This is a genomic window from Streptomyces sp. NPDC051776 (assembly GCF_040681345.1).
Taxonomy (GTDB): Bacteria; Actinomycetota; Actinomycetes; order Streptomycetales; family Streptomycetaceae; genus Streptomyces.
This window is the reverse complement of record NZ_JBFAYQ010000054.1, coordinates 1-12,782: the sequence shown is the minus strand read 5'-3', so window position 1 is coordinate 12,782 and position 12,782 is coordinate 1. Positions and strand designations below refer to the sequence as shown.

The window sequence follows — 12,782 nt, the reverse complement described above, 5'->3', positions numbered from 1 at the left end:
CCGACTCCGCCGCGCCCGTGTACCCGGGTCTGTACGCGGACTCGCCTTCGCCCAGCCCCCTGAGCCCAGGCCCGTAAGCAGACCCGCAGGCCGTACGGAGACCGCAGCCGTAAGCAGACCGTAGGTCGTACGCGGATCCGCGGCTGTAAGCGGACCCGCGGTCGTGCGCAGACCCGCGGCCGCACGGCGGCCCATGCCGGGCGCCGTATCCCCTGTCGGTGCGGTCGCGGCCCGCGGTCGCGGTTCGGCGCGTCCACGAGCTCTCCGCGGCCCAGCGCGGTTCGCCGCGTCCCCGCGCTCGCGCGCCCCAGTGTCCGCCGGGCGGAATGCCGGCGTACTCACCGTGCGCCCACGTGCTGCGCGATCACCGTGCGCGCGAAGGTTCGCACGGCACGGACTTGCGAGTGGACTAGACCTCTTGCCCGTCCCGGGCGAGACTGTCCCCGTGAGAAACGTCATCGCGCTCGACGTGGGCGGCACCGGCATGAAGGCCGCCGTCGTGGCGGCGGACGGCGCGCTGCTCCACGAGACCCGGCGGCCCACCGGCCGTGACCGCGGGCCCGATGCGGTCGTCGCGTCGATCCTCGCCTTCGCCGAGGAACTGCGGCAGGAGGGGCTGGTGCGGTTCGGCGAGCCCGCCGCCGCGGCCGGTGTGGCCGTCCCCGGCATCGTGGACGAGGCCGGCGGCGTGGCGGTGTACGCGGCCAACCTCGGCTGGCGGGACGTACCGCTGCGCGCGCTGCTGTCCGAGCGTCTCGGCGGAGTTCCCGTCGCCCTCGGTCATGACGTCCGCACCGGCGGCCTCGCCGAGGGGCGCCTCGGCGCGGCGCGGGGCGCCGACCGTTTCCTGTTCCTGTCGCTGGGCACCGGCATCGCGGGGGCGATCGGCATCGAGGGCCGGATCGAGGCCGGGGCCCACGGCTGCGCGGGCGAGATCGGCCACATCGTCGTACGCCCCGGGGGACCGTCCTGCGGCTGCGGTCGGGCGGGCTGCCTGGAGACCCTGTCCTCCGCCTCCGCCGTGGCCGTGGCCTGGGCCGCGGCGAGCGGTGACCCGGAGGCCGGTGCCGCCGAATGCGCGAAGGCCGTGGAGTCCGGGGATCCGCGGGCTCGCGCGGTGTGGGACGAGGCGATCTGTGCTCTCGCCGACGGCCTCGTCACCGGGCTCACCCTTCTCGACCCGCGCACGCTGATCATCGGCGGGGGGCTCGCCGCGGCGGGAGACACGTTGTTCTCCCCGCTCCGGGCCGCGGTCGAGGACCGGATCACTTTTCAGACCGTCCCCCATATCGTCCCGGCGGCCCTCGGGGACATCGCCGGTTGCCTGGGCGCGGGTTTGCTCGCCTGGGATCTTCTCTCCGCGGAGGTAACCGCCTGATGGTGGCTCACAAGGCAGTCCAGGTCCTCGCCGGCGCGCGTGTGGTGCTGCCGACGGGCGTCGTCGAGGGCGGCAGCGTCGCCGTCGACGGCCGCACCGTCGTAGCGTGCCCCGAGGGCGGGGCTTCGCTGCCCGCGGCGGTCGGACGCGGGCCGTCGGCCGGAGACGCGTATGCCGGGGCCGGGGGACGGGCCGTCACGCTCGCCCTGCCCGGCGACCACTGGATCGTGCCCGGCTTCGTCGATATCCATGTGCACGGCGGAGGCGGCGCTTCCTTCTCCGCGGGGGCGGCCGACGAGGCCCTGGAGTCCATCGCAGCCCACAGGCGCCACGGCACGACGACGATGGTCGCCTCCACCGTCACCGGCGACCTCGACAATCTGGCCCACCAGGCGTCCGCCCTCTCCGAACTCGTCGAGCAGGGCGACCTCGCGGGCATCCACTTCGAGGGGCCGTTCATCGCCCGGAACCGCTGTGGCGCCCACGAGCCGTCGCTGCTGCGCGATCCCGACCCCGCGGACGTACGGAAGCTGATCGACGCGGCGCGCGGGTCCGCGAGAATGATGACGCTCGCGCCCGAACTGCCCGGCGGGCTGAAGTCGGTGCGGCTCCTCGCCGATCAGGGTGTCATCGCGGCCGTCGGTCACACCGACGGTTCGTACGAGACGACGCTCCAGGCCATCGCGGCGGGTGCCACGGTGGCGACGCACCTCTTCAACGCGATGCCGCCGCTCGCGCACCGGACACCGGGGCCGATCGCCGCGCTGCTGGAGGACGAGCGGGTCACCATCGAGCTGATCAACGACGGCGTGCATCTGCACCCCGCCGTCCTCGAACTCGCCTTCCACCGAGCCGGCGCCTCCCGCGTCGCCTTCATCACGGACGCGATGAGCGCGGCCGGGAAGGGTGACGGCCGCTACCGGCTGGGCGGGATGGAGGTCGATGTGACGGACGGTGTCGCCCGGCTCGTGACGGGAGGCTCGATCGCGGGCTCGACGCTGACGCTGGACAGGGCGTTCCGGCGGGCCGTCACGGTCGACCGGCTGCCGGTCGGGCAGGTCGTCGAGGCCATGTCGGCGGCTCCGGCCCGGCTGCTCGGCGCGTACGACCGGATCGGTTCGCTGGAGCCGGGCAAGGATGCCGATCTGGTGGTCATGGACGGGGACTTCCGGCCGGTCGGCGTCATGCGCAAGGGGGAATGGGTGTTTTCGCCTGAATTGTCGTGATCCGGGATCGGATTGGCCCGGTCAGAGGACTCGCCCGTCCGAAGTCCGCGGTGGCATGATCGCTTGCGCACCCGGACGGACGCGGGCGGGTCGGCGCTCGCGGCCACTAAACGTCCGGGCGGCGCCCGGCAACCGGAACGGTCGCCCCGGCGTCCGGGAAAGTTGCCCCGGCGTCCGGGACAGTCGTTCCCGGCGTCCGAGACAGTACGGGGCACCACCGACATCACGGGAGGGGTAGCCGTTGATCCTCACAGTCACGCTCAACGCCGCCCTCGACATCACCTATCGCGTGCCGCGCCTGCAGGCCGCCGCCTCGCACCGTGTGACCGGAGTGTCGGAGCGGCCCGGCGGCAAGGGCCTGAACGTGGCCCGTGTCCTTGCGTCGCTGGGCCACTGCGCGGTTGTCACCGGCTTCGTGGGCGGCCCGACGGGCGAGAAGCTGCGGGAGCTGCTCGCGGCGGACGCCACGCTCGCCCCGCCCGCGGGGCTGTCGGCGGAATCCGCCCTCGAAGTTTCCGCCCTCGAATGTTCCGACCTCGAAGCTTCTGCCCTCGAAGCTTCCGCCCTCGAATGTTCCGACCTCGAAGCTTCGGCCCTCGAACCTTCCGTCCTCGAAGCCTCCGCTCGCAGACCCTACGTCGTCGACGCCTCTTCTCCCGGGGGCTCCATCCCGGAAGCCCCGACTCGCGAAGCGTCTGCCGAGCGGCCCTTGTCGTCCGTCCCGCCCCAGCGCCTCCCGGGCGATGCCGCCGGGACCGGAGGGCCTGCCGCGGCGCGTCCCCGCTACGGACGTCTCATCGACGCGCTCACGTCCATCGAGGGGACCACGCGGCGCACGGTCGGGGTCGTCGACGCGTCCTCCGGGGACACCACGCAGCTCAACGAACCCGGCCCGACCATCGCCCGCTCCGAGTGGGACACCTTCCTGTGCACCTACACCGCGCTCCTCGGCGACGCCACGGCCGTCGCGCTGTGCGGCAGCCTGCCACCGGGGCTGCCCGTCGGTTCGTACGCCCGGCTCGTCCGCGACGCACAGGCGGCCGGCGTGCCCGTGCTTCTCGACACCAGCGGTGAGCCGCTGCGCCGCGGCATCGCCGCACGTCCCGACCTCGTCAAGCCCAACACCGACGAACTGGTCGGGCTCACCGGCTCCACCGAGCCCATTCGCGCGGCGCTCGACGCCCGCCGCCGCGGTGCACGCGCCGTCGCCGCCTCGCTGGGCTCCGACGGCATGTTCGCGGCGACCGCGGACGGGAGCTGGCAGGCGACGCCCCCGCGCCGCTTCGCGGGGAATCCGACCGGCGCGGGCGACTCCGCCGTGGCCGGTCTGCTGTCGGGCCTGGTGGAGGGTCTGCCGTGGCCGGACCGCCTGGCGCGGGCCGTGGCTTTGTCCGCGGCGACCGTACGGGCTCCTGTGGCGGGTGAGTTCGACCACGCGACGTACGAGGACCTGCTCCCGCAGGTCGAGGTTCTGGACCGGTCGGACGTCCCGGTCTGACGGCGGCCGGGACGCGAGGGGCAGGGACATCCGGCGCGGACGTCGGAGGTGGCGTCCGGCAGGGACAACCGGCGCGGACGGCGGAGGTGGCGTCCGGCAGGGACGTCCGGCGCGGACGTCGGAGGTGGCGTTCGGCAGGGACGTCCGGCGCGGACGTCGGAGGTGGCGTTCGGTAGGGACATCCGGGTGGGCGTCCGGCACGGGCATCGGGCGTCCGGCACGGACTTGTGACGTCCGGCACAACAGGGTCGCTACGGCCCACGTCTGGGGGGCACATGCCACTGGTCGGCACAGGAGAACTCGTCGCTCCCGCCCGCGCGGAGGGCCGTGCCGTCGCGGCGTTCAACGTGATCACGCTGGAGCACGCGGAGGCCATCGCCGCGGGCGCGGAGGCCGCGGGCCTGCCCGCGGTCCTGCAGATCTCGGAGAACGCGGTGAAGTTCCACGGCGGCCGACCCGGCCCCCTCGCCGCTGCCACCGCTGCCGTCGCGCGGGCGTCCACCGCACGGCTCGCCCTCCACCTCGACCACGTCGAGTCGGTGGAGCTGCTCCACGCCGCACACGTGGAGGGCTTTGGCTCGGTCATGTTCGACGCCTCGCGGCTCGGATACGCCGACAACGTCAAAGCCACGGCGGAGGCCGTTCGCTGGGGTCATGAGCGCGGCATCTGGGTGGAGGCCGAACTGGGCGCGGTAGGCGGCAAGGAGGGCGCCACGACGGGCCCCTGCGCGCCGGTCCTCGACACCCACGCGCCGGGCGTACGGACCGATCCGGCGGAAGCGGCGGCGTACGTGGACGCCACCGGCGTGGACGCCCTCGCCGTCGCCGTCGGCAGTTCGCACGCGATGACCGAACGCACCGCCGCGCTGGACCACGCGCTGATCGCCCGCCTCGGTGACGCCGTACCCGTACCGCTGGTGCTGCACGGCTCGTCGGGCGTCCCCGACGAGGAGCTGCGCCGCGCGGTCGCGTCCGGCATGTCGAAGATCAACATCGGTACAGCCCTCAACACGGCGTTCACCGGCACGGTACGGGCGTATCTGGAGGCCAACGGGCGGGTCGTCGATCCGCGGAAGTACCTGGCGCCCGCGCGCGAGGCGATGGCCCACACAGTGGACCGCTTCCTGCGCACGGTCGGCGGGGAGCCGGGGTCCTGTGGCGAAGAAGTCAGCCGGGGCTGACGTCCCGACCCGCCAAGACATCCAAGACGTCCGGCTCACCAAGACATCCCGGCTCACCAAGACGTCCCGACCCGCCAAGACATCCAAGACGTCCGGCTCACCAAGAAGTCCAAGGCGTCCCGGCTCACCAAGACGACCAGGACGTCGAGCTCACCAAGACGTCCAAGGCGTCCCGGCCCGCCAAGACGTCCCGGTCACCAACCCGCCGGGGCCTCGGCCTTCTTGGACCGCAGAGCGACCTTGTCGAGGTTGACCTCGCACTGGTTGCCCGCCTCGCACGAGAGCTTGATGGTGTTGGTGCCCTTGTCCAGGGTCACGAGGGCCCAGGTGTTGGCCCATCCCTTCTCCCAGTCGCCTTCCGGCGCGTGGGCGAAGTTCTCCATGTTCAGCGGCCGGGCGTCGGGTTTGCCGTTGACCGACAGCGTCAGGTCGGCGTTCTTCCCCGGCACGCCGTAGCGGACGTACAGCCGGTACTGCCCGGCCTTCCCCACCTTGGTGTTCCATGTGGCCGTGGCGCCGGGCCCGTTCATCCCCACATAGGCGCCCGTTGAGCTCTTGGCGCCCTTGAAGTCCGAGGCGGTGGCCGCCGGGCTGTCGACGCGGAGGCTCGCCGCGTCCTCCCTGGGCAGATCGGTCAGCGGCTTGTCCGCCTTGCCCGTCCCGGGCTTGACGCTCTCGGCGGGCCCGGAGCTCTCGGTGCCGCTGGCCTCATTCCCCTGGGAGTCCTCGCCGCTGTTCGTCACGATGGCGACGCCGATGGCCACGACGACCACGGCGACAACGGCGATCGCGCCGATGAGCAGGCCTCGGTTGTTGGGCCCGCGGCCGCCCCTGCGCCCTCCGAAGTCACCGGGGGGCGGCGTGGAGCGGCCCTGCCCGCCGGGGAGCGTCTCGGGGGCGGCGTAGTGAGGGTTGGCCTGCTGGCCGTACTGCGCCTGCTGCCCGTTGGTCTGCTGGGCGTGCGCCTGCTGGCCGGGCGCGTACTGCCCCTGCCCGTAGCGGCGCTCGCCGACCCGCGAGACCTGGTTGTACGAGGTGCGGGGGACGCCTGGCTGGGCCGGACCGGGGTAGCCGTAGCCGCCGGTCGGCGCGGCGGTCGCCGGTGTGCCGCCGTCACCGTCCTCCGAGCGGTACAGGTAGGCGAATGGGTCGTCGTTCTCGGGCGTGCCCGACCCGTCCGGTGTGCCCGTCCCGTTGTTCCCGGCCGTCATCCCCTTGTCACTCCCCAACTGGTTGCGGACCACCGGCGCTCTTGACCCAGAGTGCCAGGACAGCTCCTATCAGGGTCGGGGTGCCCCCGACAGGTCGTCCGCTGTCCGGATGGCCAATGTTCATGGTCGATTCACCGGCGATCACGGCAGCCCCGTATGCACCCTCGCCGACCGGTCGAGCGTACCGGGTCGCGGTGGACCCCGTTCCCTGCTTGCCGCACCGGGGAAAGGCGCCCCCCCGCTCGCGGCTGTGGCGCCCCTACCCGGCCTGGGAATCCCCATGCGGCGGAGCGTCGAGGGTGAGGCGTCTCACGCTCGGTCGCGGCTCGGGCCGGTGGCGGCTCGGTGCCCGGCCGGAGCTCTCCGCTGCTCGGCCCGGGACTCCGGTTCCGGTGAGGGTCGGGCCGGTGGTTGTGTCGCGCTGGCGGGTCGGTGGTTGTGTCGCGCTGGCGGGCCGGTGGTTGTGTCGCGCTGGCGGGCCAGTGGCTCCTCGCGCAGGAGGGTCGGCGGTTCCGTCCCGCAGGAGGGTGCGGCCGATGGTTGTGTCGCGCAGGCGGTTCGGTGGTCCTGTCGCGCGGGCGGTTCGGTGGTCCTGCCGTGCGCGTGGGCCGGTGCCTGCCGTCAGCCCGCGCGGCGGGCCTTGGAGCGCGAGCGCTTCTCCACGTACATCCGCTGGTCCGCGGACTGCAGGACCTCCTCGGCCGACATGCCGCAGCTCGCCCAGCTGATGCCGAAGCTGGCGCCGACCCGGACGGCGCGGCCGTCCACCCGGATCGGGGGGATGATCGCGTTGCGCAGCCGGACGGCGAGGTCCTGGGCGTCCGCGCGCCCGAGGCCGTCGGCGAGGACCACGAATTCGTCACCGCCCAGGCGGGCGACCGTGTCCCCGTCCCGTACGCCGCCCGTGAGCCGGCGGGCGACCTCGATGAGGACGGCGTCGCCGGTGTGGTGGCCGAATCGGTCGTTGATCGACTTGAAACCGTCGAGGTCGCAGAAGAGCACGGCGAGCCCCTTCGTGCCGTCGTCCTCCTCGCCCTCGGGCGGCGCGACGACGTGCACATGGTGGTCCAGCGGGGCCACGGGAGGGCCGGCCCGCCCGGGGAACGGCGAGTCGAAAGCGTCCGAGCGGAAACCGAGTTCATCGGTCTCCGCCTCGATCGGCGGGCCGTACGCGGCGCCGCCGAACTCGCCCGGCGCCACGTCGAAGGTCTGGCTGCTCGGCCCGTGCTGCGAGGGCAGCGGCGGCCGGCTGCACAGCCGGGCGCCGAGACGGGCGCGCAGCTCGGCGCTGTTGGGAAGGCCGGTGAGCGAGTCGTGGCTGGCGCGGTGCGCGAGCTGCAGCTCGTGGCGCTTGCGCTCCTCGATGTCCTCGACGTGGGTGAGCAGGAAGCGCGGCCCGTCGGCGGTGTCCGCCACTACGGAGTTGCGCAGTGAGACCCACACATACGTGCCGTCGCGCCGCGCGAGGCGCAGCTCGGCCCGGCCGCCCTCGGCCGAGGTGCGCAGCAGGGTGCCGATGTCCTCGGGGTGCACCAGGTCGGAGAAGGAGTAGCGGCGCATGGCGGCGGCCGGGCGGCCCAGGAGGCGGCACAGCGCGTCGTTGGCGCGCAGCAGGCGGCCGTGCTGATCACCGCCCATCTCGGCGATGGCCATGCCGCTGGGCGCGTACTCGAAGGCCTGCCGGAACGACTCCTCGCTGGCGCGCAGGGCCTGCTGCTCGCGCTCCAGCCGTACGAGAGCGCGCTGCATGTTCGCCCGCAGCCGGGCGTTGCTGATGGCGATGGCGGCCTGGAACGCGTACATCTGCAGCGCCTCGCGACCCCACGGCCCCGGCCTGCGGCCGTTGCGGGGCCGGTCGACCGTGATCACACCGAGGAGTTCGTCACCCGCCGAGTACATGGGGGCGAGGAGCCGGTCGCGTGGGTGCCAGTCGTCGGCGAAGCGCGGCTCGGGGCCGTCGTTGCGCCACTGGGGGATGTCGTCGTCGTCCAGCACCCAGCCCTCGGTGTGCGGGATGAAGCGCAGCGCGCCCCAGTGCTCGCCCATGGAGAGCCAGCGGTCCCAGGCGGTGCGGTTGCCCACCCGGCCCGCCATGAGGGCCTCCGCGCCCGCGCTGCCGGCGACGGCGGCGACGACGAGGTGCCCGTCGGGGCGTACGAGGTTGACGGCCGACAGCTCGTAACCCAGGCCGTTGATGACGCCGTCGGCGACGGTCTGCAAGGTGTCGGCAAGGCTGCGGGCGGTGTTGAGGTCCGCGACGACGTGGTGCAATTGACGCAGGGTGGCGAGCCGGACGTAGGGCTCCGACTCCGTCTCCATCGCTCGCACCCCCCGAGACCTGACAGCAAATCCAGGGTCAGACATCCATTGCCACGGCCACTGAATCACAGCGAGCTGCCCACTCGGTACACAGGGTCAACAATTACCGCCTGCTGTGACTCAAGTCACAGTGCGTGGTGATGGGTTGGGGTTTGGCGTGGGAGGACTTCTACGGTTCTTGAACGCAAATTCGGAATCAGCCCGGCTCGCCGTGTCCAAATGTGCAGGTACGCCGTATGGCCTAGGTCCCGGCTGGGTCCAGGGTCCGATGCGCCCCCGCGGAGGCGGCCGCTAGCGTTCTTCGCGTGTTGCCCAAGACCCCGCACCCGCGCACCGAGACCATCCTCCATGCTGATGGGGTGAGCGACGACGAATTCCGCGCCGCCATGTCCCGGCTCGCCGCGGGCGTGGTGCTCGTGACCGCGTTCGACCCCGAGGACGGCCCGCAGGGGGAGGACGTCGGGATGACGGCGACCGCGTTCATGTCGGTGTCACTTGACCCGCCGCTCGTGATGGTGAGCGTTCGCAACGACTCGCGGATGGACGAGCTTCTGGAGCGTCAGCCGCTGTGGGCCGTCTCCGTGCTGTCGGAGAGCCAGCGCCACATCGCCGGCCGGTTCTCCATGAAGGGCCGGATCAGCGACCGTCTCCTCTTCGAGGACATCCCGTACGAGCGCGGGACGACGGCGGGGGCTCCGCTCGTGGGCGGGGCGCTCGCGGTCCTGGAGTGCCGTACGGAGGACCGGGTGCGCGCGGGGGACCACACGCTGGTGGTCGGACGGGTGCTGACGGCCCGTACGCCGAGCGCCGAGGGCGGACCGCTCACCTACTTCCGGGGGCGGTACCGGCGGCTGGACTAGGCCGTTTGTTCCGGATCACGGAGAGCATGGCCCGGTGGGTGTCCAGCACCTCGGGCCCACGACGCGTCGCACGGCTCCCCCAGAGCTTCGCCCGGGAGACAGGACCCAGCGGCGCGTTTCGGGGGTTTCGCGGATTCGGGGCTCGGCGGCTGCGGCCTGCCTACCAGTCGTGGCCGCCGCGCCCGCGCTTGATCTGGCTGCGCTGCTTCTTCTCCCGCAACCGCCGTTCGTTAATGCCCCGCGGGACACGGGTCTTGCGGCGGGGTTTCGGCGGAGGCGCGGTCGCCTCGGCGAGGAGGGCGGCGAGACGCACCGCTGCCGTCTCGCGGTTGCGCCACTGCGAGCGGTGCTCGGACGCCCGCACGCACACCACGCCGGCGACCAGGCGGTCGGCCAGCCGCTCCAGCGCGCGCTCCTTCCACACGGGAGGCAACGCCTGCGTACGGGCGAGGTCGAAGCGCAGCTCGACCTGGCTGTCCGAGGTGTTGACGTGCTGGCCGCCGGGTCCCGAGGAGCGGGAGAAACGCCACATGAGCTCGGCCTCCGGGAGGGAGACCGAACCGCGGATGACGTAGGGCCCGGACATGTCCTCCATGATCCCGCCCTCGGATGCCGATGGCATCCGCTTTTTCCACCGGGTCCGCGCCGGGGGCCGCAACGCTCGGCCACGGGCGCGACCGGCCCGCCGGTGCGCACACCGGGCCACTCCGTGCGCACACCGGTCCACCGTGCGCACCCCGGTCCACTGAGCGCGCGAGCCGGTCCTCCCCGCCGCACAAGGTTCGTAAAGAAAGTAAAGCGGGGTGGAACCTCGCGATGCCGTCCTGGCGTTGTGGAGGGTGACGGTAGCTTCGTCACCGGCACGGAGCCCGCACGATTCCGACGAGGAAAGGGACATCCCATGGCTGTAAGCCTGTCCAAGGGCGGCAACGTCTCGCTCACGAAGGAGGCGCCGGGCCTCAGCGCCGTCACGGTCGGCCTCGGCTGGGACGTCCGGACCACCACCGGCACGGACTTCGACCTGGACGCGAGCGCGATCGCGGTCAACGCGGGCGGGAAGGTCGTCTCCGACGGCCACTTCGTCTTCTTCAACAACAAGTCCACGCCGGACCAGACGATCGTGCACACCGGCGACAACCGCACGGGCGAGGGCGCCGGCGACGACGAGGCCATCAATGTGAACCTGGCCGGTCTGCCCGCCGACGTCGACAAGATCGTCTTCCCGGTCTCCATCTACGACGCCGAGACCCGCAGCCAGAACTTCGGCCAGGTGCGCAACGCGTACATCCGCATCATCAACCAGGCGGGAGGCTCCGAGATCGCGCGTTACGACCTCAGCGAGGACGCGGCCACCGAGACCGCCATGGTCTTCGGTGAGCTCTACCGGAACGGTGCGGAGTGGAAGTTCCGCGCGGTGGGCCAGGGTTACGCATCCGGTCTGGCGGGCATCGCGCAGGACTTCGGCGTCAACGTCTGACGTACGCCACTCCGCCGTACGCCGCCCCGCACGGCGGTGCCCCGAAACGGTGCGCGCCGCCGGGCGGCACCGGTGCGGCCGGGTACACGCAGCAGGGGATGAGGGCCGGCCCGCGCAGGGGCCGGCCCTCTCGTACAAGCGCGCCGGGGCTGCCCGCGGTGAGGTGCCGGGGGATGGGCGCGCGGGTGAAGGGGACTGGGCGCCCGGGCGAAGGAGACGGCCCCTCGACGACCGGCCCGAACAGGGGGCCGCGCTCGGCCGGACAGTCTGCGTACGCACCCCCGGCCCAACGAGCCCGGGCGCACACCACCGCCTCAACGGGCTTGGCGGTGCTGCCCGTTGTCTATCCCGCGAGGATCACGCTCCGCGAGAGGTTCCTCGGCCGGTCCGGATCACAGTCCCGGGCCTCGGCCACCGCGACAGCCAGCCGCTGAGCCCGGATCAGGTCCGCCATCGGATCCAGGGCGCGTGGCCCCGTGGCGCTGTCCGAGTCGGCGAGCAACGTGCCGCCGGCCCGCGCCACATCGGCGGCGAGCCCCTCGGGCAGCGATCCGAACATCCACGCCACACGCCCGGGTCCGGTGATCGAGATCGGCCCGTGCCGGTACTCCATCGCCGGATACGACTCGGTCCAGGCCCCCGCCGCCTCGCGCATCTTCAGGCCGGCCTCCTGCGCCAGCCCGTAGGTCCAGCCGCGCCCGAGGAAGGTCCACTGCTCGGCGGTGACGACCGCCTCCGGCAGCGGCTGGGTGACGGCGAGTTCGGCGTCGACGGCGGCCTCGGCGACCGTCTTCACTCCGGCGGGAAGCGGGCCGTGTGCCTCCAGACCGGCCCGCAGATAGGCCAGTGCCGTGGTCGCGAAGCGGGTCTGGACGACCGACTCCTCGTCCGCCCAGTCCAGTACGGCGACGGCGTCGGCGGCCTCGATCACCGGCGTTTCCGGGTCGGCGGTCAGGGCGGCCGTGGCGGGCTGGGCACGCAACCCCCCCAGCAGGTCCAGGACCTCGGTGGTGGTACCCGAACGCGTGATGGCGACGACACGGTCGTACAGCCGCCCTTCGCGCCCCGGCCCGGACGCCAGCCGCGGGAACTCCGAGGATGCGAACGCGTCGGTCTCGCCCTGCCCCGCGGCCTCGCGCAGCGCCGCGTACGACTGCGCGATGAACCACGACGTACCGCACCCGGTCACGGCCACCCGCTCGCCCGGCCGTGGCAGCCCCTTCCCGGAGGCGGCGGCCTCGGCCGCGCGCCGCCAGCAGCCGGGCTGGGTGGCGATCTCGGCCGCGGTGCGGGAAGTCGGGGACTGCTCGGGCTCCGCCATGGTCAGGTGCTCCTTCGGTGCGGTACGGGCGGGGTCGGTGGACCGGCCACCCGTCGTGGATAGCAGGCCGGGCCTGGGGGAGGGAAGGGCGGCTTTCCGGCCGTGGTTCAAAGGTACGGACCTTGGCGGAAGTTGAGGCGATCAGCCGGGGGTGTGCGGGGCTGGAGGGTACGCGGGCTCCGGGGCGCAGGGCGGCAGGGGGCACTAGGGTGAGGGCATGTTGCGTCCTGAAAGCTGGTTCAGGCTCGCGGGTGGAAGTCCCGTCCGGGTAGACACCGGAGTGCCCGGTAGCAGGTCCCGGTTCGTCGTGG

Annotated in this window: 9 protein-coding genes and 2 pseudogenes; 7 read left to right on the top strand and 4 right to left on the bottom strand. The window is 72.7% G+C overall.

All coding sequences use genetic code 11. The features are described from left to right. Window positions 1-445: 445 nt before the first annotated feature. The 5 genes and pseudogenes from AB0M26_RS27955 (at window position 446) to AB0M26_RS27935 (ending at window position 5,283) form a co-directional block, all read left to right on the top strand. Window positions 446-1,378, top strand: a complete 933-nt coding sequence (locus AB0M26_RS27955; protein WP_365265192.1) for an ROK family protein — start codon at window positions 446-448, stop codon at window positions 1,376-1,378. Continuing rightward, complete coding sequence (gene nagA / locus AB0M26_RS27950; protein WP_365265190.1) at window positions 1,378-2,604, top strand: N-acetylglucosamine-6-phosphate deacetylase; 1,227 nt, start codon at window positions 1,378-1,380, stop codon at window positions 2,602-2,604. The genes AB0M26_RS27955 and nagA overlap by 1 nt, the downstream gene beginning before the upstream one ends. A 241-nt stretch (window positions 2,605-2,845) precedes the next feature. After that, window positions 2,846-3,061 (top strand): annotated as a pseudogene (locus AB0M26_RS27945) (PfkB family carbohydrate kinase); the annotation flags it as partial. A gap of 336 nt (window positions 3,062-3,397) precedes the next feature. Next, window positions 3,398-4,102, top strand: a pseudogene (locus AB0M26_RS27940) (PfkB family carbohydrate kinase); the annotation flags it as partial. Between the two features lie 275 nt (window positions 4,103-4,377). Continuing rightward, window positions 4,378-5,283 (top strand): class II fructose-bisphosphate aldolase, encoded by a 906-nt coding sequence (locus AB0M26_RS27935; RefSeq protein WP_365265188.1) that lies wholly within the window; start codon window positions 4,378-4,380, stop codon window positions 5,281-5,283. Between the two features lie 194 nt (window positions 5,284-5,477). Here the strand turns inward: AB0M26_RS27935 and AB0M26_RS27930 are convergent, their stop codons facing one another. Both AB0M26_RS27930 and cdgB read right to left on the bottom strand, forming a co-directional pair. After that, a complete protein-coding gene (locus AB0M26_RS27930; RefSeq protein ID WP_365265186.1) occupies window positions 5,478-6,494 on the bottom strand; it encodes a carbohydrate-binding protein in 1,017 nt (338 codons plus the stop codon). Between the two features lie 621 nt (window positions 6,495-7,115). Continuing rightward, a complete protein-coding gene (gene cdgB, locus AB0M26_RS27925) occupies window positions 7,116-8,813 on the bottom strand; it encodes a diguanylate cyclase CdgB (RefSeq protein WP_365265184.1) in 1,698 nt (565 codons plus the stop codon). 305 nt (window positions 8,814-9,118) lie between these two features. Here cdgB and AB0M26_RS27920 point away from each other — a divergent pair, with 305 nt between their 5' ends. Then, complete coding sequence (locus AB0M26_RS27920; protein ID WP_365265182.1) at window positions 9,119-9,673, top strand: flavin reductase family protein; 555 nt, start codon at window positions 9,119-9,121, stop codon at window positions 9,671-9,673. 160 nt (window positions 9,674-9,833) lie between these two features. Here the strand turns inward: AB0M26_RS27920 and arfB are convergent, their stop codons facing one another. After that, window positions 9,834-10,259 carry an alternative ribosome rescue aminoacyl-tRNA hydrolase ArfB gene (gene arfB / locus AB0M26_RS27915; RefSeq protein WP_365265232.1) on the bottom strand — a complete coding sequence of 142 codons (426 nt, stop codon included), beginning with the start codon at window positions 10,257-10,259 and terminating at the stop codon, window positions 9,834-9,836. Window positions 10,260-10,574: 315 nt separating this feature from the next. On the opposite strand from arfB, the gene AB0M26_RS27910 reads away from it, so the two are divergent. Beyond that, entirely contained in the window at window positions 10,575-11,150 is a 576-nt protein-coding gene (locus AB0M26_RS27910) for a TerD family protein (RefSeq protein ID WP_365265180.1), read from the top strand. A gap of 343 nt (window positions 11,151-11,493) precedes the next feature. Here the strand turns inward: AB0M26_RS27910 and AB0M26_RS27905 are convergent, their stop codons facing one another. Next, window positions 11,494-12,471 carry a sugar isomerase gene (locus AB0M26_RS27905; protein ID WP_365265178.1) on the bottom strand — a complete coding sequence of 326 codons (978 nt, stop codon included), beginning with the start codon at window positions 12,469-12,471 and terminating at the stop codon, window positions 11,494-11,496. Window positions 12,472-12,782 lie beyond the last annotated feature (311 nt).

Excerpts from the sequence above, each read along its gene's own strand:
- nagA (WP_365265190.1), top strand. The coding sequence starts at position 1,378 with ATGGTGGCTCACAAGGCAGTCCAGGTCCTCGCCGGCGCGCGTGTGGTG.
- AB0M26_RS27935 (WP_365265188.1), top strand. The coding sequence starts at position 4,378 with ATGCCACTGGTCGGCACAGGAGAACTCGTCGCTCCCGCCCGCGCGGAG.
- AB0M26_RS27930 (WP_365265186.1), bottom strand. The coding sequence starts at position 6,494 with ATGACGGCCGGGAACAACGGGACGGGCACACCGGACGGGTCGGGCACG.
- cdgB (WP_365265184.1), bottom strand. The coding sequence starts at position 8,813 with ATGGAGACGGAGTCGGAGCCCTACGTCCGGCTCGCCACCCTGCGTCAA.
- arfB (WP_365265232.1), bottom strand. The coding sequence starts at position 10,259 with ATGTCCGGGCCCTACGTCATCCGCGGTTCGGTCTCCCTCCCGGAGGCC.
- AB0M26_RS27910 (WP_365265180.1), top strand. The coding sequence starts at position 10,575 with ATGGCTGTAAGCCTGTCCAAGGGCGGCAACGTCTCGCTCACGAAGGAG.
- AB0M26_RS27905 (WP_365265178.1), bottom strand. The coding sequence starts at position 12,471 with ATGGCGGAGCCCGAGCAGTCCCCGACTTCCCGCACCGCGGCCGAGATC.